Raw genomic sequence first — 25,023 nt, forward strand, 5'->3', positions numbered from 1 at the left:
CGAGGTTTGCTCATGCCCGCTAAGGGCGGAATAATTCAGCGGCCGCGCGAGGCGACCTGCACGTCGCGCTTCACCGCGCCGGCAGGCGGCGTGGTGGCGGCATAGGCAAAGCAGCCGCGACCGGCCGACTTGACCGCGCCGCACATCGACCGCGCGCTCTTGGGGCCGAAGCCGTCGGCAGCCACGCGCCAGAAGGTGCGCCCGTTCACCACCGCCTGGGTGATGACCGGCTTGTGATCCTTCAGCTGCGGGAACTTGCCCCTGAGCACGGTCCAGCCGCGCTCGGCCTCGACCTTGCTGTCGTAGGAGCCGAGCTGGATCAGGTGGGTGTTAGCCGACTTGTCGCTCATGTCGACCGCCGTCACCATGCGGCGCTGCGAGCTCTTGGGCGAGGCCTTGGCCGACGCCGAAGGCGCGGCGGCGGCGACACGGGTCGGCGCGCGAGACACGGCGCTGGCGGGCAGTTCCTGCACCACCGGGTTCGAGACGTAGCGGATGCCGCCGGTGCTGACCGGGGCAGCGACCGGGGCCATCGGGGCGCTCGTCTCGGGCGCTTCGAAAGCCTGCGCGAAGGTGGAGGTCGGCGCGCGGACCGGGGCCGGAACGGCCACGGGTGCCGGAGCCGGGGCAGCGGCGAGTTCGACCGGCGCTTCGTCCATCGGAGCCTCGGCAGCGGCCATCATCGTGTCGGCAGCAGGGAAATTGCCCAGCGCCAAGTTCTGCGGCTGGCCGCCATCGGCGCGCGCACGCACGCCCAGAAGGCTGGCGATGCGCTGCTGGTAAAGCTCGGGCGCGGCCATCGAAGCCCACGACGCCATGCGCGCTTCAAGCTGATCGGCAGGCACGTCTTCTGCCGCCATCACCCGCGCCGCGCGCCAGTTGCCCGCCAGCGCATAGGCATAGGCGAGGTTCTGGCGCAGCTTGGGAGTGACTTCGTCGGCACCGCGCACGGCATTCACGAGCACATGCACGCCGCGTTCCGGCTGACCGGCCAGCGCAAGGGCAAGGCCCATGTCGGCCTGATCGATCGCCTGCGCGTTATCATCGAGCACATTCACCGCAGCGCGGCTGTCGCCCATCGCGATGCTGGCGAGCGCAAAGCTCAGAACGGTGCGCGGGTTGCTGTCGCCCAGTTCCATCGCGTCGTTAAAGCTGGTCGCGGCGGACTGGAAACGGCCCGCTTCGAGATAGGCAGCTCCCAGCAGCGCGCGGTACCCCGGATTGCGCGGATCGGCCGCAACGGCCTCTTCGGCATAGGCAATCGCCTTGTCGACCTGCCCCTTGGCAAGCGCGCTCTGCGCTTCGGCGAAGGACTTGTCTGCGCGCGGTGCGGCCTCAGCGCTGATGCTGGCCATCGCCAGCCCGGCAATCGCCGTGGTGACGACAAGCGCAAAGCGCGGCGCGATGCGGCTGCCGGTTTTGATGCTGCGGTCCATGGTCATTTCCCCCGTAGGTCGTGGTGGTTCACGTGGTGGTCGGTTGGTCGGTTGCGAATCAGTGGCGTTTCAAATGCTTGGCGATCACGTCCAGATCGTCATATTCGGCGAGCAGGCGGTCGAGCGCCTCGGTCACGAGCGCCTGCGCGCTGACCTGCTGCATGGTGGCAGCAAGCCGCAGCTTGAGGTGGCGCTCGGCATCGAGCCGGAGTGTGAAGGCAGCCCGGCGGCCGGACTGGGCGGCAGGCTTGCGGGCCGGACGCGGCGCGGGCGCGGGAACGATGACGGGCGCCGCAAGCGGAGCCTGCGTGGGCGCGAGCGAGGCAAAAGCGGCGTCGCTGATGCCCTCTTCACCCTCGTCTTCGTCCGAATCGAGGTAGCTTTCGCCGTAGATCGGGCCGTTGTCGTAATCTTCCGATTCGTAATCTTCGGCCCCGTAATCCTCTGACTCGTAGTCTTCGCCCTCGTCGTTCCCGAGCTCGTCATATTCCGAATCGAGGTCTTCCGGACCGGTCATCGCGGCATCGGCAAGCACACGCTCTTCGAGCCGGCGTTGCTGGCGGCGAACCACCGGACTGATACCGGCACCGAGGCCGTCGGCGCTCACATCGCCGTTGATCGGCACGACCTCGCCGCCATCGGCCAGCGCGGTGTCGTGGTCCGAATCGCCCATGTCGTTCCAGCCGAGATCCTCCAGCGCCTCTTCAGGCACCGCCGCCTGGTCGACGACCAGCGGCGCCACCTGCGGGCGCATCGCGGGCTTCGCGCCGCCCTTGCGGGCGAGCAGCGAAGGGCCAAGCGAGGCGAAGCTGGAATCCGACATGGCGTGGCCTGCCCCTTGTTCCGCTTACTGCGCCACGCGGCGGCCGAAGCCTCCGGCCGGACGCGGCACGCCGCCCATCTGCTGGCCCGCGCCATTGGGGGCTGCGGCAAACACGGTGCGGCGGAAGTTCTTTTCCAGACGGTCGGCGATATAGCGCCACAGGGCGGTGATCTCGGCGGCCGAGCGGCTTTCGGGATCGACTTCCATCACCGTGCGCCCGTCGATCATCGAAGCGGCGAAATCGGTGCGGTGGTGAAGCGTGATCGGGGCGACGGTGCCGTGCTGCGACAGCGCGACAGCAGCTTCCGATGTGATCTTGGCCTTGGGGGTCGCCGCGTTGACGACGAACACCAGCGGCTTGCCCGCACGCTCGCACAGATCGACCGTGGCGCCCACGGCGCGCAGATCGTGCGGGGAGGGGCGAGTCGGCACGACGATCAGTTCCGCGACCGAGATCACCGACTGGATCGCCATGGTGATCGCGGGCGGGGTGTCGATCACCGCCAGCTTGAAGCCCTGCTGGCGCAGAACGGCAAGGTCGTTCGCCAGACGCGCGACGGTGGTCTGGGCGAAGGCGGGATATTCCGCCTCGCGCTCGTTCCACCAGTCCGCAAGTGACCCCTGCGGGTCGATGTCGATCAGCACGACCGGGCCAGCGCCTGCGCGCTGAGCCTGGACGGCGAGATGTCCGGACAGGGTGGTCTTGCCCGATCCACCTTTCTGCGATGCCAAAGCGAGTACACGCAACGCCTGGGTCCCCCTGGATTGAACCGCTGCGTCGCTGCCCTATTGCAGCGCCTGTCAACGGCTGGTCTGCCATGGGGATCGCAGGATACCCCTAATTTAGAGTTAACGGCACGCACCTTCGTTGAAGCGGGCGGTGAGGCGCATCAGGCACTTGGGGGGCTGCGGCGCGCGCCGGGGCGTGTGGCAACGATTTGCTAACCGTGTTTGCGGTAAAGCCAGCGTCTCTCTCCCGCTTTTGACGAGGCACAGGCGATGGCACGAATCATGGTGACGAACAGAGCGGCTGGTGCAGCCGCAGGCGCAGCGGCGGCGCTGCTGGCGCTGCTGGCGGCACCGGCGATGGCCGATGTGAAGGCCGGGGTCGATGCGTGGAGCGCGGGCGACTTCAACCGCGCGGTGGTCGAATGGCAGGGCCCGGCAGCAGCCGGCGATCCCGATGCGCTGTTCAACCTCGCGCAGGCCTATCGCCTTGGGCGCGGGGTCGATGTCGACAATGCCCGTGCGCGCAAGCTCTATGAAGAGGCGGCGAGCCTCGGCCATGTGAAGGCCGCCGACAATTACGGGCTGATGCTGTTTCAGGAAGGCGAGCAGGAACGCGCCATGCCGATGATCCGCGCTGCCGCCGATCGCGGCGATCCGCGCGCGCAATATGTGCTGGGCCTGTCGCACTTCAACGCCGATTACGCCCCGCGCGACTGGGTGCGCGCCTATGCGCTGATGACGCTGGCGAACAGCGCCGGACTGCCCCAGGCGGGCGATGCGCTGGCGCAAATGGACCAATATGTCCCGCAGGCCCAGCGCGCGCAGGCCCAGACCCTCGCACGCCAGCTGGAAGAGGCCGCCCGCGCTCAGCGCTCGGCCGAGATGGCTTCGGTGGAACTGGCAATGCGTCCTGCCGCTGCGGCCCCGAATCCCGCTCCTGCTCCGGTGCCGGTCGTCACCGCTGTGCCCAAGCCAGCAACGCCGGTGATGGTCGCAGCGGCTCCGGCCCCGCGGCCCGCAACGGTCGTCCCCGTGCCTGCCGCCCAGCGCCCGCAGCAGGGCCGCTGGCGCGTGCAGCTCGGCGCGTTCGGGGTGGCTTCCAATGCCGACAAGCTCTGGAGCCAGCTCGGCGGCCATGCCGCGCTGTCTGGCACCCGCAAGGCGCTGATACCGACCGGCAAGCTCACTCGCCTGATGGCGACTGGCTTTGCCAGCGAGGCCGAAGCCACGCGCGCCTGCTCGGCGCTCAAGCGCGACGGCAAGGCCTGCGTGGTCGCCGGGCAAGGATAGGACGGACGGAGGCCTGACCGGGATCGACCGGCGGGCCTTCCCAAGCGCGCACGAATCGTTACTCTCCCCGGTCATCATCAGGCCGGGGGATCAGCCATCATGACTGCAACGCTTTCGCCGCAAGCCGCCGAAGACGTGTTCGGCGACACGCCGCAAACCATCGCGCCGGTCGCGGCGGCGCAGCGGATCGACACGCTCGATTTCATCCGCGGCCTTGCGGTGATGGGCATCCTCGCGGCCAATATCGTCGCCTTCGGTCAGCCGATGGACGCCTATATGTATCCGGCCGCCTTCCAGACCGATCCGGCCGATCCCGGCGGGTGGATGTGGATTGCGCAGTTCATCCTCATCGACGGCAAGATGCGCGGGCTCTTCACCCTGCTGTTCGGCGCGGGGATGTATCTCTTCATGGAAAAAGCCTGGGCGCGCGGCGCAAGCCGGCGGCTTCAGGCATGGCGGCTGACGATCCTGATGCTGTTCGGGATGGTCCATTTCTTCTTCATCTGGACCGGCGACATCCTGTTCTACTACGCGTTGTTCGGTTTCGTCGCGCTCGCCTGCCTGCGCTGGAGCATCAAGGCGCAGCTGTGGGTCGGGCTGGGCGGCTATATGCTGGGCGTGTTGCTCAATCTTGGGCTGCTGGTGCCCTGGCTGATCGTCGACACGCCGTTCGGCGAAAGCTCGCCCGAACTGCGCGAGCTGCGCACAGACATGGTCGCCGAGATCGACAAGACGCTCGCGCACAGCGAAGTGCCCAATGCCGCGATTGCCTCGGGCGATTATGCCACGCTGGTCACGCACCGCATCACCGAGCAGTGGAATGAGCCGCTGCTCAATGCGCTGCTGTTCGGCTTCGAGACGCTGCCGCTGATGCTGATCGGGGTGGCGCTCTACCGCATGGGGTTCTTCAGCGGTGGGTTCGACCGGGGCAAGCTGCTGCGCTGGGGCTGGATCGGGCTCATCGCGGGCGGGCTGGCGCATTTCGGCATAGGGCTCGTCGTGAAGGCAAGCGGGTTCAGCTATTACGGCACGCTCGCCGGTTTCGTCGGCATGAGCCCGCTGCCGCGCCTGTGGATGGTGCTGGGGCTGGCCGCGGTGCTGATCGCCTATGCCCCCTCCGCGACCGGCTGGCTGGGCGAGCGGGTGCGAGCGGCGGGCCGCGCGGCCTTCACCAATTATCTTGGCACCTCGGTGGTGATGATGCTGGTCTTCCACGGCTGGGCGCTGGGGCTGTTCGGCCAATTGAACCGCCCGCAGCTTTACATCGTGGTTGTGCTGGCGTGGGTGCTGATGCTGGCATGGAGCAAGCCCTGGCTCGACCGCTACCGCTACGGCCCGCTCGAATGGCTGTGGCGCTGCCTGACCTACCGGACGGTGTTTCCGCTGCGCAAATGAGGGAGATTTGTGGCTCCTGCGGCGGCGCCTTCGTCGCTTGCCCGGGCGCAGCGACGCATGCCTACATGGCATCGAGCCCCGGGTGCTGGGAGGCCTACACGGCGGTTCTCGCCCGCGAATATCAGGACCCGCTGCTGTTCGGCAGATGCCATCGTTTGACCGTTGACGCCTATGCGGTGCAGCATCCCGGCGATCCGGGCGAGCGGCGTGCCCGGCAATCCTTCTGGATCCACGGCGCCTCGCTATGGACGGTGCTGCGCCTCGGCCGCGCCCATGCCGAGGCGACGGCAGCGCTTAAGAGGCTTGCGCAAGGCGATTTCCCCGCGCCGCCGCCTCCGGTCGGTTTCGCTTTCACCCATGCGGATGTGCTCGCCGCGCCGGAGGCGGAGCACGAGCAGCATGTGAGAGCATGGGCCGAAGCCGCACTCGCCGGATGCGCCCCGGCCCATGCTCAGTTTGCGGCGCTTGCCGGGCAAGCAGAATAATTCCGCCCGGCCCACCAACACCCCTTGTTATTGAGACTAAGTCGCATATACTCGCTCCTGCAAACGCTTCGCAGGAAAGATTCGGACGCTCATGTACATCTGCATCTGCAATGCCATTCGTGAGACTGATTTGCGCAAGGCCGCGCTGACTTGCGAAGGGGACGCAGAAGCGGCCTATGCCTGCCTCGGCAAGCGGCCCAATTGCGGCCAGTGCCTTGATGAAGCGCAAGAAATCATCGACGCCGAACGCGCGGGCGCGCGTTGCGATTTCCTCGCAGTAGAACACGCCTGACCCGCGATTGCGAACGTCTCGCAAGCGACTGATTCGCAAAGATATTTCTCGCCCGCCCCTTGCGGACAAGCCCCGGCAGCGTGTAGATTGCACGCAATGCCGCAACCCGGCTTTGACATTTCGCAAAGGACATTCCCATGAAGGGCGATCCCAAGATCATCGACTATCTCAACCAGTGCCTCACCAATGAGCTGACCGCGATCAACCAGTACTGGCTGCATTACCGCGTGCTCGACCACTGGGGCATCACCAAGCTGGCCGCTTACGAGCGGCACGAATCGATCGAGGAAATGGAGCACGCCGACAAGCTGGCCGAGCGTATCCTGTTCCTTGACGGGCTGCCCAACTTCCAGGCGATCCACAAGCTGAAGGTCGGCGAGACGGTCGAGGAAATCCTCAAGGCCGATCTGGCGCTTGAGGAAGAGGCGATCCCGCTGCTGCGCGACGCGATCGAATATGCCGAAAGCGTGCGCGACTATGTCAGCCGCGACCTGTTCGATTACATCCTCAAGAACGAGGAAGAGCACGTCGACTTCCTCGAAACCCAGTTCGAGATGATCGAGCGCATGGGGCTGCACAATTACTGCCAGCTGCAAAGCAAGCCCGCGGGCGACAAGTAAGCGGCTGGCCGCAAGGCTGACTGAAAAAAGAGGGGCGGGGCCGGACAGCGGCTGCCGCCCTTTTTGCTTGAGTTCTGCCCTATTCGACAGGCGGGGTGGGCAGGGCGGGCACGGCATCGCGAATGAAGGCTGACAGCCCGGCTGCAGGCATGACCCGCACTAATGTCGATTCGGCATCTAGGTAAGGCAAGCTGCGGCCATCGGGCAGGTATGATCGTGAGGCAAACGCATTGCCTTCGCGCTGATAGACGACGCATACTTCGCGGTCGGCGACACGGTCGAATGTCGCGACCATGGCTGCCATCAGGTAGGTCGTCCCCTCGTCCCATGCGGACAGCGGCTCCCTGCTATAGAGCGTCACGCCGTTCAGTCCCGTGTAGCAAAAGGCATTGCCGCGCCGGATGGGCTGCATTTCCAGCACCATCCAGACACCGGACTCGAACGAGGCGTAGACGGTTTGGCTTGCGCCACCCGGCGGGGCAGCGCGCAGGCGCACGCTGGTAAATCCCGGCAAGTCGGGGGCGGCATTGCCCGAAAAATCGGTGACCGACAGCACTGCAGTGTCGTCATCTCGCAGCAGATTGCCCGCTACACCACCATCACGCGCACCAAGTTCCGCAAGGATATCCACCCCGCTCTCACGCCAGCCGGGCACCGCTTCGCCCGGTTCCAGCATCGTCGCGATCGCCGGGGCCAGAAGCGCCTCTAACTCGTCGGTGGCGCTCATGAGATCGAAAAAGGCGACGATCTGCGCTTCATCCATGCCGGCAAGCGGGCGGTCAGGGCCAGTCGCTGCCGCCTCGCTGGCCGAAGGCTCGTCGCTGATTGCAGCGGGAGCCTGCGCCGCTGCCTGTAAGGGAACCGCCACCGCCACCAGCCCTAGCGCGCCCAGCCATGTCCATTTCATCATCAACCCTCATTCTTTCAGCGGCTGCGCCCCGATCGCCGCGAGCCGCGTTTCCAGCAGGAAGAACCCCAGCCCCGTCACCAGCAGCAGCATCGTCAGCACCCACATGGCCGCGATCAGGGTGCCGATCTGCGCGGTGATGTAGGCCGAGACGAACAGCAGCATGATGACGGCGCTGATCATCACCGCGGAAGCGGTCGAGAACATGATCGCGCCCTGCATCAGCCGCCGCCGCCGCATCAGCCAGCCAAGCTCCCGCGCCTGTTTGGGCGTGCGGTGGTCTTCCATCTTGTCCTCGATGGTCTCGACCCGCTTGGCGATCCAGATCATGCGGCTCATGATCACGTTCATGATCGCCCCGATGCCGGAGAGCAGGAAGGCCGGGGCAAGGCTCAGTTGCACCACCTGCTGCACACGCGGGGTGGAGGCGGTGCGCTCGAGGATTTCGAGCGCGAAGGGGGTGTGGGAAGCGGCGGCGAGGATATCGAGCAGCATCGCGGGCTAGCCCTTGGCGTAAGGGTTCTTGTTCGTCTTGAGCGTCACCCGCACCGGCACTGCGTCAAAGCCCAGCTTGGCGCGGATGCCGTTCACCAGATAGCGCTCGTAACTGGTGGGGAGCAGATCGAGGCGGCTGCCGAAGATCACGAACCGCGGCGGACGGGTGCCGGCCTGCGTGATGTAGCGCAGCTTGATCCGCTTGCCGCCGGGCGCCGGCGGGGGGTTGGCCTCCATCGCGTCATCGAACCAGCGGTTGAGCGCGGCGGTCGAGACGCGCTTCGACCAGGCGTCGCGGATCTCGAAGGCCCCGGCGAGCATCTGGTCGAGCCCCTTGCCAGTCTTGGCGCTGACGGCGAACAGCGGCAGCCCGCGCACCTGCGCCAGCCCGTCGTCGAGCGCACCGCGAATGCCGTTGAACAGCTTGCTCGCGTCCTCGGCCACGTCCCACTTGTTGATCGCGATCATCAGCGCGCGGCCTTCTTCGAGGACGAGGCTGGCGATCTTGAGATCCTGATGCTCAAGGCCCTGCGTCGCATCGAGCAGCAGCACCACGACTTCGGCGAAGTCCACCGCCCGGCGCGCATCGGCGACCGAGAGCTTTTCGAGCTTCTCGGTCACGTTCTTCTTCTTGCGCATGCCCGCGGTGTCGATGAGGCGAATCTCGCGGGTCTCGCCGGACTTCGGATCGGTCCAGTCCCAGTCGATCGCAATCGAATCGCGGGTGATCCCGGCCTCCGGGCCGGTCAGCAGGCGGTCTTCGCCGAGCAGGCGGTTGATCAGCGTGGACTTGCCCGCATTGGGTCGCCCGACGATGGCGAGCTTCAAGGGGCCGGAGGGGCGGTCTTCCTCGTCCATCGCGGCATATTCTGCGCGTTCGACGTCGTTGGCCTCTTCCCATTCCTCGGCCTTGGCGCCGATGATCGGCCACAGGCCGCCGAACAGGTCGGCAATGCCCTCGCCATGCTCGGCCGACATCGCGAGCGGTTCGCCGAGGCCCAGCGCATAGGCTTCCATGGCGCCTGCCTCGCCGCCCTTGCCTTCGGCCTTGTTGGCGACGACCACTACGGGGACTTCTTGTTCGCGCAGGTAGCGGGCGATTTCCTCGTCGAGCGGGGTCAGCCCGGCGCGCGCGTCGATCACGAACACCGCCGCATCCGCACCCGCAAGGCTCGCCTCGGTCTGCTTTCGCATCCGGCCGGGGAGGCTGAGTTCGTTCTCGTCCTCCCACCCGGCGGTGTCGACGATGGTGAAGTGCAGCCCGGCGATATTGGCATCGCCCATCCGCCGGTCGCGTGTCACCCCCGGCTGGTCATCGACGAGCGCGAGTTTCTTGCCCACCAGCCGGTTGAACAGCGTGGACTTGCCGACATTGGGTCGGCCGATGATGACGACTTCGGGTTTTTTGACGGGGGACATAACCCGCGCCAAGTGGGCGCAAATGCCGATTTTGGCAAGCGCGCCGCTTGTCCGGGGCCGGTATCAGCCCTTTTTGGCGATCGGCGGGTTCTCGCCGAGGTCTTCGTACCAGGCTTCGACCGGGCCGGTCAGCTTGATCGTCAGCGGCTGACCCTTGCGGTCCAACGCCTTGCCCGCCTGCACCCGCACCCAGCCTTCGGAGATCGAATACTCCTCGATATCGGTGCGCACGCGGTCCTTGAACCGGATGCCGACCCCGCGCTGCAGCTTCTCGCCATCGAAGAACGGGCTGCGCGGATTGACCGACAGGTGATCGGGCGGAACGTCTGCGCCAGCGGTGACGGGCGCGGTTTCGGGGGTTTCTTCGGTCATGAGCGCGCCCTTATCCGCCAATCCTCGCGGCTTCAAGCGTGTTGCGCTTGCCCTTTTGGGCTGAGGGGGATAAGGGCGGCGGCTGATACGCGCGGGGTGCCTTCACCGGTTCCCCGCGCGGCTTCGTTCGGGCATGCGGGCGTGGCGAAATTGGTAGACGCACCAGATTTAGGTTCTGGCATCGCAAGATGTGGGGGTTCGAGTCCCTTCGCCCGCACCATATTTCGCATCGGACCTGCCCGTACCCTCGGAATTTTTTGCAAGAAGGCTTCAGACCAGTCACCATGCAGACCAAGCAGACCGTCAACGAAGGGCTCAAGCGCGCCTATCTGATCACGATCCCGGCCGCCGAGCTTTCGGCGAAGATCGATGCCGAGATCAAGAAGGTGGCCCCGCAGGTGCGGATGCCCGGCTTCCGCCCGGGCAAGGTCCCCGCCAATCTCGTCAAGAAGATGCATGGCGAAGCCCTGCACGGTCAGGTCGTCAACGACACGATTCGCGAATCGGTCGACAAGCTGATGCGCGACGAAGCGCTGCGCCCGGCGATGCAGCCCGAAATCGGCCTCAACGAGGATTACGAAGAGGGCAAGGACGCGAAAATCATGGTCAGCCTCGAAGTGCTGCCCACGATCGACGCGCCGAGCATCGATGGGCTGAAGCTCGAAAAGCTGGTTGTTCCGGTCACCGACGCGCAGGTCGACGAGGCGCTGGGCAACATCGCTGGCCAGAACAAGAGCTACAAGGACGCCGCCAAGACCAAGAAGGCGGCTGACGGCGATCAGCTGATCATCGATTTCGTCGGCAAGCTCGACGGCGTCGAGTTCGATGGCGGCAAGGCCGAAGATGCGGCGCTTGTGCTGGGTTCGGGCACCTTCATCCCCGGTTTCGAAGACCAGCTGGTGGGCGTGAAGACCGGTCAGGAAAAGACCATCACCGTCACCTTCCCGGCCGATTATCAGGCCGAGCATCTGGCGGGCAAGGAAGCCACTTTCGACGTCACCGTGAAGGCGGTGAAGGTCGAGACCGAGACCCAGATCGACGAGGATTTCGCCAAGAGCCTCGGGCTCGACAGCCTCGAGAAGCTGCGCGAAATCATGAAGGCGCAGCTTGAGCAGCAGACCGCTGGCCTCACCCGCACCCAGATGAAGCGCGCGTTGCTCGATCAGCTGGCTGCCGGTCACAGCTTCGAAGTCCCCGGCACGATGGTCGAGGCGGAGTTCCAGCAGATCTGGGCGCAGCTCCAGCAGGAAGCCGCCAACGACGAGAACCCGGCTGACGCGCTGAAGCAGATCGAAGACGAGAAGGACGAATACCGTTCGATCGCCGAGCGCCGCGTGCGTCTGGGCCTGCTGCTCTCGGAAATCGGCCAGGCCAATGGCGTGGAAGTGACCCAGCAGGAAATGGGCATGCTGATCCAGCAGGCCGCGATGCAGTATCGCAACGAGGATCGTGAGCGCTTCGTGCAGTACATCCAGTCCGAGCCGATGGCCGCCGCTCAGCTGCGCGCGCCGCTGTATGAGGACAAGGTCGTCGACTTCCTGTTCGACAAGGCCGAAGTCACCGAGCGCGAAGTGACCGTCGAGGAACTGCAGGCAGCGATCGAAGTGGAAGATACCGCCGAAGCCGCGCCTGCTCCGAAGAAGGCCGCTGCCAAGAAGAAGGCCCCGGCCAAGAAGGCCGAAGCCAAGACCGAGGAAGCCCCGGCTGCCGCAGAAAAGCCCGCCAAGAAGGCGCCGGCTAAGAAGGCTGCCGCCAAGGCCGACGACGCCAAGGAAGAGGCCAAGCCCGCTGCCAAGAAGGCGCCCGCCAAGAAGCCTGCCGCAAGCAAGGCCGAGGTTGCTGCCGAAGAAAAGCCGGCTGCCAAGAAGGCCCCGGCCAAGAAAGCGGCTGCGAAGAAGTAAATCTGTGTGAGCCCCCGCGCAGGCGGGGGCCTCAGGCTGGAAGGCGCTTTGCTGCGGGAGACCCCCGCCTGCGCGGGGGTGCACCAGGAAAAGGCGGGGGGCTTACTCCCCCGCCGGACGCCACGGACGGAATCGGGGCGCGGGCAGCACGGCTGTCCGCGCCTTTTCGTAGGCTGCACCGGCCTTCAGCACGTCATGGTCCTGCCACTGGCCGCCCATGATGCTGAACCCCACCGGCAGCCCCTCGACCGCGCCCATCGGCACGGTGATGTGCGGATAGCCCGCAATCGCCGCCAGATAGCCTGCACCGATTCGCCCGCCGAAATTGTCGCCGTTGACGAGATCGGTGGTCCACGCCGGGCCGGTCGTGGGCGCGACAAGGAAGGCGACCTTGTTGTCGGCCAGCAGCTTGTCGATCCCCTCGGCCCGCGTCAGGCGGCGCAGGGTGGCGAGGTTCTTTTCGTAAGCCTCGGCATCGTTGGTCTCGAGCGCCTGTTCGAACAGCTCCTGCCCGAACCAGCGCAGCTCCTCGCGCGCGTTGGCGCTGTTGAAGGCGACCACTTCAGCAAGGCTGCGCGGCCCGGTGCTGACCGGGCGGCCGGCGAGATACTTGTCCATCTCCACCCGCAGCTCGTAGAGCAGCACGGGGAGCGAGGCGCCCCACATCTCGCTCGGCGGGGCATATTCGACATCGACCAGCACCGCGCCCGCGCGGGTGAGATCGGCGAGCGCCGCCTCGAACAGCGCCTTCACGTCAGGGCGGCTTCCGACCGCGGACCGCAGCACACCGATTCGCACGCCCTTCAATGATGCGGTTTCCAGCCCCTCGGTGTAGTCCTTCACCCGCTTGGCCTCCCGCGTGACCGGATCGGCGGCGTCCTCACCAGCGATCGCCGTGAGCAGCAGCGCGGCGTCATAGACCGTCTTCGCCATCGGCCCGGCGGTGTCCTGCGTGGAGGAAATCGGCACCACATGGGTGCGGCTGACGATCCCGACGCTGGGCTTGAAGCCTACGAGGCCATTGATGCTCGCCGGACAGGTGATCGACCCGTTGGTCTCCGTCCCGATCGCGGCCCAGGCGAAGCCTGCTGCAATTGCCGCCCCGCTGCCCGAGGACGAGCCGCAGGTGTTGCGGTCAATCGCAAAGGGATTGCGCGTGAGCCCGCCCACCGCGCTCCACCCGCTGGTCGAATTGTCGGAGCGGATATTGGCCCATTCGGAAAGATTGGTCTTGCCCAGCACCACCCCGCCATTCTTGCGCATCAGCGCGATCAGCGGCGCGTCGCGGCCCGTGGCATTGTCCTTCAGCGCGAGACTGCCTGCGGTGGTGGGCCATTCGGCGGTCTCGACATTGTCCTTCACCAGCACCGTGCGCCCGCGCAGCACGCCCGTGCCGAGCAGCTGGCGCGCCTTGACCGGGGCGGCGGGATCATAATCGATCACGGCATTGAGCCGCGGGCCATTATCATCGAGCGCCTGAATGCGCAGGATATACTCATCCGTCGCCAGCAGCTCGGCCATCGCAGCGCGGTCGGCCGCGCCGGCTTCGGGCGGCGGGCTGGCGTTCTGGGAAAGGGCGGGAACGGCGCAGGTCGCAAGCAGCAGACCGAGCGCGGGGCGGGCGAAGGAGCGATGGTTCATGCGCACTGGTTTGCGCGCGGTTCCGCCAAGGCTCAAGGGGCAAAACGCAGTAGGCCGTCAGCCGGCAATTCACAGGGACAAGGTAAACGCCCTTGAAATTGCCCCGCGCCTGACGACATAGCCAACTTGAAACCCATGAAGGACAACGCAACCCCATGATCGATCTGTTCGGCAACGCGCACGAAACCTACGGCACCCAAGGTCAGTTCACCCGCGATCCGCTTACCGGCGCGCTGGTGCCCGTGGTGGTCGAGCAGACGAGCCGGGGCGAACGCAGCTTCGACATCTTCAGCCGCCTGCTGCGCGAACGAATCGTCTTCGTCACCGGGCAGGTGGAAGACGGCATGGCCTCGCTCATCACTGCGCAGCTGCTGTTCCTCGAATCCGAGAATCCGTCGAAGCCGATCTCCATGTACATCAACTCGCCCGGCGGCGTGGTGACGGCGGGCCTCGCGATTTTCGACACCATGCAATACATCAAGCCGCGCGTGTCGACCGTGTGCATGGGGCAGGCCGCCAGCATGGGCAGCTTCCTGCTCGCGGCGGGTGAGCCGGGGATGCGCATCGCACTTCCCAATGCGCGGATCATGATCCACCAGCCTTCGGGCGGCGCGCGCGGGATGGCCTCGGATATCGAAATTCAGGCGCGCGAAATCCTGCGCATCCGCAGCCGCATGAACGATCTCTACGTCAAGTTCACGGGCCGCAGCCTTGAGGAAATCGAAAAGGCGATGGACCGCGATACCTTCCTCGAAGCCGAGGAAGCCAAGAACTTCGGCCTCGTCGACAAGGTGTTCGAAACCCGGCCCGATAACGAGGAAACCGGGGGCGAGGATGGCTCGGGCGGCGCGCCGGAGTAAGCCTCGCCGGCGCGGGTGCACCGTGGTGGGACAGGCGGCATCGCGGCCTGTCTTTTCCGCCACTTCGCCGATCGCGGCAGCATGGTAACATCACCAAATCGCGCGCCATGTGTTGATTCATCTGGCACGCGCGATACACTTGACGAATCCGCCCGGGGTGTTCCGGCGCTCTCACTTGCGGATTCGAGGACACAGGAATGACCAAATTGAGCGGATCCGACAGCAAGAGCACCCTCTATTGCAGCTTCTGCGGGAAGTCGCAGCACGAGGTGCGCAAGCTTATCGCCGGCCCCACGGTGTTCATCTGCGATGAATGCGTCGAGCTGTGCAACGACATCATCCGCGAGGAAACCAAGGCAGGGATCGCCGGTAAGAAAGACGGCGAGATCCCCACGCCGATGGACATCTTCACCACCCTGAACGATTACGTGATCGGTCAGGACCGGGCGAAGCGCGTTCTCTCGGTCGCGGTGCACAACCACTACAAGCGTTTGAAGCACAGCGGGAAATCGGGCGAAGTCGAACTCGCCAAGTCGAACATTCTGCTGGTCGGCCCCACCGGTTCGGGCAAGACGCTGCTGGCGCAGACGCTTGCGCGCACCTTCGATGTGCCCTTCACCATGGCCGATGCAACCACGCTGACCGAAGCGGGCTACGTGGGCGAGGACGTGGAGAACATTATCCTCAAGCTGCTCCAGGCCTCGGATTACAATGTCGAGAAGGCGCAGCACGGGATCGTCTATATCGACGAGATCGACAAGATCACCCGCAAGGCCGAAAACCCCTCGATCACCCGCGACGTGTCGGGGGAGGGCGTGCAGCAGGCGTTGCTCAAGCTGATGGAAGGCACCACCGCCTCCGTGCCGCCGCAGGGCGGTCGCAAGCATCCGCAACAGGAATTCCTTCAGGTCGACACCACCAACATCCTGTTCATCTGCGGCGGGGCGTTCGCAGGTCTTGATAAGATCATCGCCGACCGGTTGCAGAAGCGTAGCATTGGCTTTGGCGCGCATGTCGCCGATCCGGACAAGCGCCGCGTGGGCGAGCTGCTGGAGAAGAGCGAGCCTGAGGATCTCCTCAAGTTCGGCCTGATCCCCGAATTCGTCGGCCGTCTGCCGGTGATCGCCACGCTGCACGATCTTGACGTGCCCGCGCTGGTGACCATCCTCAACGAGCCCAAGAATGCGCTGGTGAAGCAGTATCGCAAGCTGTTCGAGCTTGAAGATGTTGAACTCACCTTCACCGACGACGCGCTTCAGGCAATCGCCGAGCGTGCCATCAAGCGCAAGACCGGCGCACGCGGGCTTCGTTCCATCGTCGAAGGCCTGCTGCTCGACACGATGTTCGACCTGCCCGACATGGAAGGCGTGACCGAAATCGTGATCGACGCCGATGTGGTGGGCGGCAAGAAGGAACCGATCCGCGTGATCGGCCTGGAAAAGAAGAAGGAAGAGGCGGCGTAGGTTGCGCTTGCGGAGCGCGGAGAGGTGCTTCAGCGTTTCATGCGCGCCGGGATCTGGCCTTCCGGGCAAGGGATGAGCGACACGATCCCTTGAGACAGGAGATCAATCCCGCCCGCCGCTGTCGGTCTGATGCCGATGTCGGGAAGGTCTTCCGGACCGGGGTCGGCCAGCGAGACACGGTAGAACCCGTCTTCCTGGCCGATCACCCTCCCATAATCGTAGCGCAGCACTTCGACGCGCGCCCCGGCCGAGGCGATCTCGAGGTGGCGGTTGCGCTCAAACTTGTAGAGGTAGGTGGGCGCGGCGCAGGTTGTTCTGCTTTTCTCGACATAATAACCCAGCCGCACCGGAATCCGGCCGAGGATGCCGTCCTGCGCGCTCGGTGCCGTGGCCGCGGCGGCCGATACGACCGGCATTGCTGCCGGTGCCCGGTCAAAAGGCGGATCAAGTGTGCAGACGCGGCCTTCCAGCGAAGTGCCCGCGCGGACGTATTTGGTGCCGTCCCAGCGCAGCAGCGGGAAGCAGTTCGAACCCGGCCCGCCGATTTCGATATCTGGCCAGCCGCCGTCCCCGCGGCGATAGAAGCTCGGCATTCCCGATCCCTGAATCAGGATCGACCACGCACCGTTGATGCGGGTCAGCAGGGTGTAGCCACTGCCGCCGAAGCCATGACAGGCAGTGCCGAAACTAGCGATCAAGGCCTCCTTGGTCCCGTCGCCGTCGATGTCCTCGAAGGCGACGATCTCGCCGGTTTCTTCGCCTTCGCAGGTCGCCCACTTGCCCTTGCGCAAGGTGAAACCCGCCGCGCGCATGATCGCGGCGCGATCGGCAACTGGCACGACAGGGCTTGGACCTTCGCCGAGCGGGAGGCGCTGTGCCGGGTCCGCCTCGGCTTTGGGGAAGGCAGTGACGGAGTTTTGCCAGCAGCCCGCCAGCGCCTTCGACAGCGCCTGAGATGATCCGGCCAGCGTCAGCGCTCCGATCGCCCGATCCCCGACCGAGACCGCCACTGTCCGTCCACCCGCAAGCGCGGCGATCAGCGCCGGATCGGTGACCGGGCCGAACAACCGTGCGGGCTGGGCGGTGACGTTGAAAGCGAGCGGGAAGCTGCGGCCATCAACCGTGAGCGCACCATTCGCCCTACCGGTGCCAAGCGGACGGACCAGGTCAACGAGGATGAAAGCCTGCGGGCCGTCGCACGCCAGCCCCATCGCGACGATCGAGCCGCTGCCCGGCACGATGGCGACCGGCGGCTGACGGGGATCGGCTTGGGAGACCTGCCAGCCTTGACCTGCGGTCTGCGCGTGGCCGGATGTCGTCAGCAACACGGCCGCAATTAGCGCGGCTAGTGTACTGGATAAGCGCCTACCCCTTGCTCCTTGGATCATGTCGTCTTCCCCCCATAGACTGGGCAAGCAGATTAACATGAACCGGCTGAACCCAAAACCAAAAACCCCGCCCGGTCTTGCAAGAAGACCGGACGGGGCCGGAGAAGCGCCGTCCCGCAAAGGGGATGGAGAAGCAGGGACGACGCCAGCTTGTCAGCGAAATCAGGCGGGGAGGAACACGCCGTCGGTCACGTGCACCACGCCGTTCGAGGTCATCACGTCGGCCTGCGTGACGGCAGTCGCGCCGCCCTTGGCATCGGTGATGATGATGGTTTCGCCCGAAAGGCGCGCGGTCAGCTTGCCGCCCGATACGGTGGTGAGCGTGGCGCTGCCGCCATGCTTCTTGATCAGCGCCACCAGATCGGCGGCGGTCACCTTACCGGCTACTGCATGGTAGGTGAGGATGGTGGTCAGCGTGCCCTTGTTTTCAGGCTTCACCAGCGTGCCGACCGTGCCGGCGGGCAGCTTGGCGAAGGCGGTGTCGGTGGGGGCGAAGACGGTGAAGGGGCCGGGGCTCGACAGGGTGTCGACGAGGCCAGCGGCCTTGACCGCGGCGACCAGCGTGTTGTGGACGCCGGTGCTCATGGCGGTCTGGACGATGTTCGCTTCGGCCTTCTTTTCCATGTGGTGATCGGCCAGCGCCGGGACAGCGGCAAGGCCGGTGGTCACAGCGAGTGCGGCGGCGACAGCGGTAAGCGTGGTCTTGAGGGTCATGACAGAGTGCTCCTTGTAATGGTTATCGGGACTGCAAGCCCTCCCGCTTGCCGCAAAGCTACGGCGGCTGGAACCGCAAGGATGCAAAAATAAATAATTGAAAAATCTAAGTCTTTGCAGCGCCATGCAAAAACCCCGCCCGGCCATGGGGATGGCCGGACGGGGTTGGGAAAAGCGCTGCCCCCCAGGTGGAGGGGGTGGGGGATGCGAGGGGCAGCGCGAGCCGGGTAACCCGGATCAGGCGGGCATGAACACGCCGTCGGTAACGTGAATCACGCCGTTCGAGGTCATGACGTCGGCCTTGGTCACGGTCGCCTTGCCGCCCTTGGCATCCATGATCACGACGTTGCCGTCTTCGATCATGGCGGTCAGCGTGCCGCCCTGAACGGTGGTGATGGTGGCCTTGCCGCCATTGTCGGCGATCATCTTGGTCAGACTGTCGGCGGTCACCTTGCCGGTCACGGCGTGATAGGTGAGGACGCTCGTCAGCTTTTCCTTGTTCTTGGGCTGGGCGAGCGACTGGAGCGTGCCTTCCGGCAGTTCGAGGAAGGCCGCATCGGTCGGCGCGAAGACGGTGAAGGGGCCCGGCGCGGTCAGCGTGTCGGCAAGGCCGGCGGCCTTGACCGCGCTGACCAGCGTGTTGTGCATGCCGGTGCTTTCGGCGGTGGCGACGATGTCGGCTTCAGCCGCCTTTTCCATGTGATGGTCGGCCAGCGCGGGCGCGGCGACGAGGCCGGTGGTGGCGACCAGCGCTGCGGCAAGGGCGGCGGTGAGGGTGTTCTTATTGGTCATTTCGGTTCTCCTTCTTATGCAGGCGTCACGGGGGGAGACGACACCTGCCTGCATAGGCATCTACGCATAAGAAGGGATTTTGGACCCGGATGTGCCTGCTAATGCGGATGAATCGCCGCTGTGATGCGGCGAGCCGAGCCTCTCGCTCAGATCCGCGTGAAGGCGCCCTTGGCGACCACGGGCCCGGCATCCTTGCCTTCGGGCTTGCCGCCGATCGGCTCGCGGGTGAGCACCAGACTGGCCCCCTCGCCAAGCTTGGCGGTGACCGTCTGCGGCAGTTCCATGCTGCGCACTTCGCCCGGCGCCACCACGCCCAGCGATTGCAGCGGCGTGCCATCTGCGGGCACGAGCCACAATTCGTGATCGTGCACGCCGTCGGCGGTGAGGCCGATCGCGCCCACCACCATGCGCTGCGATTCCGGGATATAGGTCACGTCGAGCCTGAGCCCGCTTTCGCCCACGGGCACGGTCGCCACCATCGGCGCGGCAGCGGCGAGCTGTGCGGGGGGCGCTTCGCCGGGCGAGCGGCCCGGTGCGGAGAAGAACAGCGCCAGCGCCACGGCGGCCGCGGCGGAGGTCAGGCCCGCCACCCAGCGCCAGCGCCGCACCTCGGCCTTGAGGGCGACGACATTGGGTGCAGGCGCATGGGGCGCGGCGGAGGTTTGCGCTGCGGCCTGCGTTGCTACCCGCGCGGCGATGCCCTGCCACACGTGGTCGCTGGGCTCTGCGCCGGGGATCGCGTCGGTGAGCGGGGCGAACCAGTCGTCCCACCATTGCTTGCGCCACGCGAAATCGGGATCGGTCGCGGCCTTGCCGCGCGCGGCGAGCAGCTCCTCGCCTTCGAGCAGGCCCAGCGCCCATTCGGCGGCGATCATCGGATCGTCGCGCTTCACGCCGTCATCGGGAGTGTTCTCGGGCCCGCTCATGACGCCTCGCTCGCTTCGAGACAGGCGCGCAGGCGTTGCAGGCCCCGGCGGATCCAGCTTTTCATGGTGCCCAAGGGGACATCGGCGCTTTCGGCCAGCTGAGCATAGGTCTTGCCCTCGAAAAAGGCGGCGCGGATGTGGCCCTGCGTGCGCGTATCCAGCGCGCCGAGGCACTTGTGGATCTGTGCGGCCTGCTGCGCGTCGATCAGCAGCGCATCGGCAAGCGGGCGCTCGTCGGGCAGGGGCGCGGCCTCTTCGACCGGCACCGCCCCGCCGCGCACCTTGCCGGTGCGCAGCCGATCGATCGCGCGGTTGCGCGCAAACGCCGAAAGCCACGCGATCGGGCTCGCGCGGGTCGGGTCATAGCGGTCTGCCCGCTGCCAGAGATTGACATAGACGTCCTGCAAGGCGTCCTCGGCTTCCTTTCGATCGCCCAAGATACGCAGGGTGATCCCGAAGAGTTTCACCCGCGTCGCACGATAGATTTCTTCCAGCGCGGACTGGTCGCCGGCAGCCAGCCGCGCCATCGCATCGCGCAGCGCCTCGCGCGCTTCGTCGGAGGAGGGGCGGGGGCGCGCGGCCATCAGGGGCACCCCAGTCCGCACGGGTTTTCGCCGCTTTCGACCTGCAATGTCGCATGGCCCACCCCGAAACGCGCTTCGAGCGAGGCGGCGACTTCGCGCAGGAAAGAGTCGGGCGCGGGGCGGCCCGGCATCACCAGATGCGCGGTCAGTGCGACTTCGGTGGTGGACATCGGCCAGACGTGCAGATCGTGGACCGCGCTCACTCCATCAAAGCTGGCAAGGTGCTGCCTGACTGCCTCGGGGTCGATCCCCTCGGGCGCGGCGAGCAGGCCCATGGTGAGGCTGTCGCGCGCAAGGCCCCATGTGCCGACCGCAATGACCGCGACGATCACAAGGCTCACCACCGGGTCGATCCAGGCGAGGCTCGTGACAAGGATCGCGACCCCCGCCACCACCACGCCCAGCGACACCAGCGCATCGGCCACCATGTGCAGATAGGCGCCGCGAATATTGATATCCTCTTGCCCCTTCACGAACAGCATGGCCGTCAACGCGTTGATCGCGATCCCGATCCCGGCGACGACGATCATCGCAATGGCCTGCGGGGCTTGCGGGGTCATCAGCCGGTGCACGGTCTCGAACAGGATCGCCCCGATCGCCACCGCCAGCAGCAGCGCATTGGCGAGGGCTGCGAGGATGGTCGAGCTCTTGTAGCCATAGGTGAAGCGCCCCTGCGCCGGGCGCTTGGCGGCGATGCTGGCGACCCAGGCGAGCACCAGCGCCAGCACATCGGACAGGTTGTGGCCCGCGTCCGCCAGCAGCGCCATCGACCCGTACCAGAGCCCCGCCGCTGCCTCGATCAGCACGAAGCCGGAGTTGAGGGCGATCCCGATAACGAAGGCCCGGCCGAAGTCGGCCGGCGCGTGGTGGTGATGCCCGTGCGAATGGCCGTGCGAATGGCCATGCGCGTGCCCACCATGCCCGTGTGCATGGTCATGATCATGATGAGGATGGGCCTTGGCGTGCATCGCGCGTCAGTTGTAGACGCAAGCATCGAGCCCGTCACTCCTGACGATGCCGATCCGGCGTTCGATCCGGTTACCGTGGCGCGCCAGCCACCCGCCGGGGTTCTTGACCGAGCGTTTCTTGGGGCTCGGCAGCGCGGCAGCCATGCGGCTGGCCTCGTCGGGCGAAAGACGCGCAGCGGAATGGCCGAAATAGCGCTGCGACCCGGCCTCGGCGCCGTAGGTGCCGATCCCGGTTTCGGCGACGTTGAGATAGACCTCCATGATCCGCCGCTTGCCCCATACGGTCTCGATCCACAGCGTGAACCACGCCTCCAGACCTTTTCGGACATAGCCGCCGCCCTGCCACAGAAAGACGTTCTTGGCGGTCTGCTGGCTGATGGTCGATCCGCCCCTGATCCGGCCGCCTTCCATGTTTTCGCGCATCGCCTGCTCGATCGCCTCGGCATCGAAGCCGTAATGCTCGCAGAAGCGCGAATCCTCCGCCGCGATCACCGCGCTCACCAGATTGCGGTCGATATTGTCGAGGCTTTCCCAGTCCTTGGTGATGCCTTCGCCGTCCATCAGCATGGTCGCAGTGACAGGCACGGGCAGCCACTTGAAGGCGAACACCAGCACCAGCGTGAGCACGAAGAAGCCGGCAAAGGCCTTGGCGAGGAAGCGGACGATTTTGAGGATCATGGGTGGACGATTTTCAGCAAGGGTCAGTTCGGCCCGCCCAGCGCCGGGCTGAGGGCCAGCGCCTTGAGGAAGGGGGCGAGGTCGGGGAAGTCTTCCGCCGGGCCGTTCCAGCTGGCGCGATACTTGACCAGCCACGCCCCGTCGGCGGTGCAATGCAGATAGGCTTCCGACACCAGCGCGGGGATGCCTTCGCGCATCGCGCCTGCGGGGATCAGATAGCGCGCGCGGTGTGCGGTCAGATCGCCTGTGCCGTTGGGGGCCAGCGTCATGCCTTTCGAAAGCGTCTGCAGCCCCTTGTAGCGCCGGATCGCCTGCTCGACCCCTGCGAATTCCTCGGCGCAGCTGGTTTCGGGATATTGCGGATAGACGAACACATCGACCAGCAGTTTGTGCGGGCCGCGCTGCGCCGTGTAGGACACGCCGACATTGGCGCCCGTATCATCGAACTCGGTGACATCGTCGCGTTCGAAGCCGAGCACGCTGTCCGGGAATTGTGCGCCTGAGGCTTCGTGCAGCCACGGCCCGGCGGGCGGGTTGAACTGCGTTTGCGCCATGGCAGGGCCGGCGACAAGCGCGCACAGCAGGGCCGCAAGCCCGGTCAGCAGCGATTTGACAGTCATGAAGCGCTCTTTGGTCAGAAGGTTGATCGCAGCGCCAGCATGGACGAGCCCCGCGCCAGCGCAAGCGCAAATATGCGGGCAGCTGCGCGCGCGCTTGCAGGATGGGCCGCGGCGCGGCTACCGTGACGGGGAATCCAACGGGGAGATACCATCATGCGCCTGTTCCACCTTGCCGCCAGCACGCTCGCGCTTGCCGCTGCCGCCGCGCAGCCTGCGCTGGCCGAAGACCCGGCCACCCGCGCCGCGATCGAGGCGGAGTATGACAATTATCTCGAACCGCTGTTCCTCGATTTCCACCAGAACCCCGAGCTTTCCTACCTCGAAAACCGCACCGCCGCGAAGATGGCGACCGAGCTGCGCGCGGCGGGGCTAACCGTGACCGAGAGCGTCGGCGGCACCGGTGTCGTCGGCATCCTCAAGAACGGCGAAGGCCCGCTGATCCTGCTGCGCGCCGATATGGACGGGCTGCCGGTCGAGGAGAAGACCGGGCTCGATTACGCCTCCAAGGCGATGCAGACCGGGCAGGACGGCAAGGAATACCCCGTGATGCACGCCTGCGGGCATGATGTGCACATCACGTCGATGGTGGCGACCGCGCGGCGGCTGGCGGCGATGAAGGACCAGTGGAAAGGCACGCTGATGTTCATCGTCCAGCCGGCCGAGGAACGCGTCGGCGGGGCCAAGGCGATGATGGCCGACGGGCTCTACGACCGCTTCGGCAAGCCCGACTATGCGCTGGCCTTCCACGTCGCCGCGGATCTGGAGACGGGCAAGGTCTCGGCTGCGGAGGGGATCCAGTATTCCTCCTCGGATTCAATCGACATCATCGTGCCCGGCGTCGGCACCCACGGCGCCGCGCCGCATCTGGGCAAGGACCCGGTCTATATCGCGGCGCAGATCGTGACCGCGCTGCAATCGATCGACAGCCGCGAGGTTTCTCCATTGAAGCCGGTGGTGGTGACCGTCGGCAGCTTCCATGCCGGGTCGAAGCACAACATCATCTCCGACGAGGCCAAGCTGCAGGTCACCGTGCGCGCCAATGACGAGGAGACCCGCGCGCAGGTGATCGCCGCGATCGAGCGGATCGCGGTCAATATCGGCAAGGCCAATGGCCTGCCCGACAATCTGCCGGTCGTGGTCAAGGTGCTGGAGGGAACGCCGGTGACCAACAACGATCCCGAACTCGCCCGCCGCCTCAACGCGGTGATGGCGCGCGAGCTGGGCGCGGCGGCGTTCGAGCCCTTCGTCCAGCAGAACATGGGCGCGGAGGACTTCACCTATTTCGTGTCGCAGGACACCGGCGTGCCGGGTTACTATTTCGCGGTTGGCGGCACCACGCCGGAACGGATTGCCGCCGCCAAGGCGGGAGGGCCGCCGATTGCCGGGCACCACTCCCCCCTGTTCCAGATCGCCCCGAGGGAGAGCGTGATCACCGGCACCCGCGCGATGGTGGCGGCGGTGCTGGATCTGGCCGGGACGAAGTAGCCATGCGCGCGCTGGTCGCGTCGCTCGCGCTTGCGGCCGCGCTGGCCGGAGCCCCGGCGCTCGCAGCTGATGAGGGCGAGGACGACGACACCGAAATTGCGCTCGACCTGCTCCACGCGCCGCTCCCGCTTTATACCTTCGCCTGGCCGGACCTTTGGCCGCGCAGCTTCACCGATGACGGGCCGGACAAGTCGTTCGGCTGCGCGAGCCGGGTCGCTTTCGGTGACTGGCAGTTCGTTTCCGATCAGTCCGATTACAGCGGGCTGGAGGGTTGGACGCGGATCGAGAACTACGGCGTGTTCCATTGCGCCGCCAATCTCTACGAGGCCGACGAACGCGAAGAGCTTGAACAAGGTGAATTCTCGCGCGGGCTGTTCGCGCGGATCGGAGAGGGGCGATCAGCGCAGGGCAAAACTTACGAGCTGTGGGTGCTGCAGCAGGGCTTCATCCCCGGCAGCAGCTACGTCCTGCTCGCCCGCGATCCCTCGGTACAGGAGGAAGGGACCATCGCCCGCTTCGACGTACTGCAACGCGAATGCCCGCCCGGGCGGATGCGCAAGGCCAAGGACATGGATGTCTGGTCGACCGGCTATTGTCTGATCGAGAGCCGCGACGAGCTGTTGGCGCTCGCCCGCATGATGCTGAGGAAGCCCTTTGCGGGCACATTCGTCCGGGCGGTTGAACCTGTGCCCGGTTCCGAACCGTCGGAAGATTAGATGTTCCCTAAATGTTTCACGTGA

26 protein-coding genes and 1 tRNA gene are annotated in these 25,023 nt (G+C 65.9%); 11 read left to right on the top strand and 16 right to left on the bottom strand.

Annotated elements, in window-relative coordinates:
* Positions 1-35: 35 nt before the first annotated feature.
* From BZF59_RS12965 to BZF59_RS12975, 3 genes are read right to left on the bottom strand one after another with little or no spacing between them, the layout of a single operon-like run.
* On the bottom strand, positions 36-1,436 hold the full coding sequence (locus BZF59_RS12965) for a tetratricopeptide repeat protein (protein WP_158094325.1): 1,401 nt from the start codon (positions 1,434-1,436) through the stop codon (positions 36-38).
* A gap of 58 nt (positions 1,437-1,494) precedes the next feature.
* Positions 1,495-2,259, bottom strand: coding sequence for a hypothetical protein (locus tag BZF59_RS12970; RefSeq protein WP_086608675.1), 765 nt, complete (start codon positions 2,257-2,259; stop codon positions 1,495-1,497).
* A 24-nt stretch (positions 2,260-2,283) separates the two neighbouring features.
* A complete protein-coding gene (locus BZF59_RS12975; protein WP_086608676.1) occupies positions 2,284-3,006 on the bottom strand; it encodes a ParA family protein in 723 nt (240 codons plus the stop codon).
* A 264-nt stretch (positions 3,007-3,270) separates the two neighbouring features.
* Between BZF59_RS12975 and BZF59_RS12980 the strand changes: the two genes are divergently transcribed.
* From BZF59_RS12980 to bfr, 5 genes are all read left to right on the top strand, one after another.
* A complete protein-coding gene (locus BZF59_RS12980; RefSeq protein ID WP_086608677.1) occupies positions 3,271-4,278 on the top strand; it encodes an SPOR domain-containing protein in 1,008 nt (335 codons plus the stop codon).
* Positions 4,279-4,377: 99 nt separating this feature from the next.
* Positions 4,378-5,673 carry a DUF418 domain-containing protein gene (locus BZF59_RS12985; RefSeq protein WP_086608678.1) on the top strand — a complete coding sequence of 432 codons (1,296 nt, stop codon included), beginning with the start codon at positions 4,378-4,380 and terminating at the stop codon, positions 5,671-5,673.
* Positions 5,670-6,158 carry a DUF5946 family protein gene (locus BZF59_RS12990; RefSeq protein ID WP_281251690.1) on the top strand — a complete coding sequence of 163 codons (489 nt, stop codon included), beginning with the start codon at positions 5,670-5,672 and terminating at the stop codon, positions 6,156-6,158. The genes BZF59_RS12985 and BZF59_RS12990 overlap by 4 nt, the downstream gene beginning before the upstream one ends.
* Before the next feature lie 91 nt (positions 6,159-6,249).
* Entirely contained in the window at positions 6,250-6,450 is a 201-nt protein-coding gene (locus BZF59_RS12995) for a (2Fe-2S)-binding protein (protein WP_086608680.1), read from the top strand.
* A gap of 137 nt (positions 6,451-6,587) precedes the next feature.
* The gene (gene bfr / locus BZF59_RS13000; RefSeq protein WP_086608681.1) at positions 6,588-7,070 is read left to right on the top strand and encodes a bacterioferritin; all 483 of its coding nucleotides are present in this window, start codon (positions 6,588-6,590) and stop codon (positions 7,068-7,070) included.
* A gap of 79 nt (positions 7,071-7,149) precedes the next feature.
* On the opposite strand, the gene BZF59_RS13005 is transcribed toward bfr, so the two are convergent.
* The 4 genes from BZF59_RS13005 to BZF59_RS13020 all read right to left on the bottom strand — a co-directional run bounded on the left by BZF59_RS13005 (position 7,150) and on the right by BZF59_RS13020 (position 10,263).
* Complete coding sequence (locus tag BZF59_RS13005; protein WP_086608682.1) at positions 7,150-7,980, bottom strand: hypothetical protein; 831 nt, start codon at positions 7,978-7,980, stop codon at positions 7,150-7,152.
* 6 nt (positions 7,981-7,986) lie between these two features.
* A complete protein-coding gene (locus tag BZF59_RS13010) occupies positions 7,987-8,472 on the bottom strand; it encodes a DUF2721 domain-containing protein (RefSeq protein WP_086608683.1) in 486 nt (161 codons plus the stop codon).
* Between the two features lie 6 nt (positions 8,473-8,478).
* Positions 8,479-9,891, bottom strand: a complete 1,413-nt coding sequence (gene der, locus BZF59_RS13015; RefSeq protein ID WP_086608684.1) for a ribosome biogenesis GTPase Der — start codon at positions 9,889-9,891, stop codon at positions 8,479-8,481.
* A 63-nt stretch (positions 9,892-9,954) separates the two neighbouring features.
* Complete coding sequence (locus BZF59_RS13020) at positions 9,955-10,263, bottom strand: DUF3297 family protein (protein ID WP_086608685.1); 309 nt, start codon at positions 10,261-10,263, stop codon at positions 9,955-9,957.
* 135 nt (positions 10,264-10,398) lie between these two features.
* On the opposite strand from BZF59_RS13020, the gene BZF59_RS13025 reads away from it, so the two are divergent.
* Positions 10,399-10,483: transfer RNA gene (locus BZF59_RS13025), tRNA-Leu, on the top strand.
* Between the two features lie 64 nt (positions 10,484-10,547).
* Positions 10,548-12,164: a trigger factor gene (gene tig / locus BZF59_RS13030; RefSeq protein WP_086608686.1), complete on the top strand. Its 1,617-nt coding sequence runs from the start codon at positions 10,548-10,550 to the stop codon at positions 12,162-12,164.
* A 102-nt stretch (positions 12,165-12,266) separates the two neighbouring features.
* On the opposite strand, the gene BZF59_RS13035 is transcribed toward tig, so the two are convergent.
* Positions 12,267-13,805: an amidase gene (locus BZF59_RS13035; protein ID WP_086608687.1), complete on the bottom strand. Its 1,539-nt coding sequence runs from the start codon at positions 13,803-13,805 to the stop codon at positions 12,267-12,269.
* Positions 13,806-13,960: 155 nt separating this feature from the next.
* Here BZF59_RS13035 and BZF59_RS13040 point away from each other — a divergent pair, with 155 nt between their 5' ends.
* Positions 13,961-14,665, top strand: coding sequence for an ATP-dependent Clp protease proteolytic subunit (locus BZF59_RS13040; protein WP_086608688.1), 705 nt, complete (start codon positions 13,961-13,963; stop codon positions 14,663-14,665).
* Positions 14,666-14,862: 197 nt separating this feature from the next.
* On the top strand, positions 14,863-16,128 hold the full coding sequence (clpX, locus tag BZF59_RS13045) for an ATP-dependent Clp protease ATP-binding subunit ClpX (protein ID WP_086608689.1): 1,266 nt from the start codon (positions 14,863-14,865) through the stop codon (positions 16,126-16,128).
* Positions 16,129-16,157: 29 nt separating this feature from the next.
* Here the strand turns inward: clpX and BZF59_RS13050 are convergent, their stop codons facing one another.
* The 8 genes from BZF59_RS13050 to BZF59_RS13085 form a co-directional block, all read right to left on the bottom strand.
* Complete coding sequence (locus BZF59_RS13050) at positions 16,158-17,453, bottom strand: hypothetical protein (RefSeq protein ID WP_143738172.1); 1,296 nt, start codon at positions 17,451-17,453, stop codon at positions 16,158-16,160.
* A 225-nt stretch (positions 17,454-17,678) separates the two neighbouring features.
* Positions 17,679-18,230, bottom strand: coding sequence for a fasciclin domain-containing protein (locus tag BZF59_RS13055; protein ID WP_086608691.1), 552 nt, complete (start codon positions 18,228-18,230; stop codon positions 17,679-17,681).
* 237 nt (positions 18,231-18,467) lie between these two features.
* The gene (locus BZF59_RS13060; protein WP_086608692.1) at positions 18,468-19,022 is read right to left on the bottom strand and encodes a fasciclin domain-containing protein; all 555 of its coding nucleotides are present in this window, start codon (positions 19,020-19,022) and stop codon (positions 18,468-18,470) included.
* Between the two features lie 146 nt (positions 19,023-19,168).
* Positions 19,169-19,948, bottom strand: coding sequence for an anti-sigma factor (locus tag BZF59_RS13065; RefSeq protein ID WP_086608693.1), 780 nt, complete (start codon positions 19,946-19,948; stop codon positions 19,169-19,171).
* Entirely contained in the window at positions 19,945-20,532 is a 588-nt protein-coding gene (locus tag BZF59_RS13070) for a sigma-70 family RNA polymerase sigma factor (RefSeq protein ID WP_086609206.1), read from the bottom strand. The genes BZF59_RS13065 and BZF59_RS13070 overlap by 4 nt, the downstream gene beginning before the upstream one ends.
* The gene (locus BZF59_RS13075; protein ID WP_086608694.1) at positions 20,532-21,500 is read right to left on the bottom strand and encodes a cation diffusion facilitator family transporter; all 969 of its coding nucleotides are present in this window, start codon (positions 21,498-21,500) and stop codon (positions 20,532-20,534) included. Before BZF59_RS13075 ends, BZF59_RS13070 begins: the two co-directional genes overlap by 1 nt.
* Before the next feature lie 6 nt (positions 21,501-21,506).
* Positions 21,507-22,178, bottom strand: a complete 672-nt coding sequence (gene mtgA, locus BZF59_RS13080) for a monofunctional biosynthetic peptidoglycan transglycosylase (protein ID WP_086608695.1) — start codon at positions 22,176-22,178, stop codon at positions 21,507-21,509.
* Positions 22,179-22,201: 23 nt separating this feature from the next.
* Positions 22,202-22,798 (bottom strand): hypothetical protein, encoded by a 597-nt coding sequence (locus tag BZF59_RS13085; RefSeq protein ID WP_086608696.1) that lies wholly within the window; start codon positions 22,796-22,798, stop codon positions 22,202-22,204.
* Positions 22,799-22,951: 153 nt separating this feature from the next.
* Between BZF59_RS13085 and BZF59_RS13090 the strand changes: the two genes are divergently transcribed.
* Complete coding sequence (locus BZF59_RS13090) at positions 22,952-24,283, top strand: amidohydrolase (RefSeq protein WP_086608697.1); 1,332 nt, start codon at positions 22,952-22,954, stop codon at positions 24,281-24,283.
* A 2-nt stretch (positions 24,284-24,285) separates the two neighbouring features.
* Positions 24,286-24,999, top strand: a complete 714-nt coding sequence (locus BZF59_RS13095) for a hypothetical protein (RefSeq protein WP_086608698.1) — start codon at positions 24,286-24,288, stop codon at positions 24,997-24,999.
* The last annotated feature ends 24 nt before the right edge of the window (positions 25,000-25,023 follow it).

The organism is Erythrobacter donghaensis (assembly GCF_002155425.1).
Taxonomy (GTDB): Bacteria; Pseudomonadota; Alphaproteobacteria; order Sphingomonadales; family Sphingomonadaceae; genus Erythrobacter; species Erythrobacter donghaensis.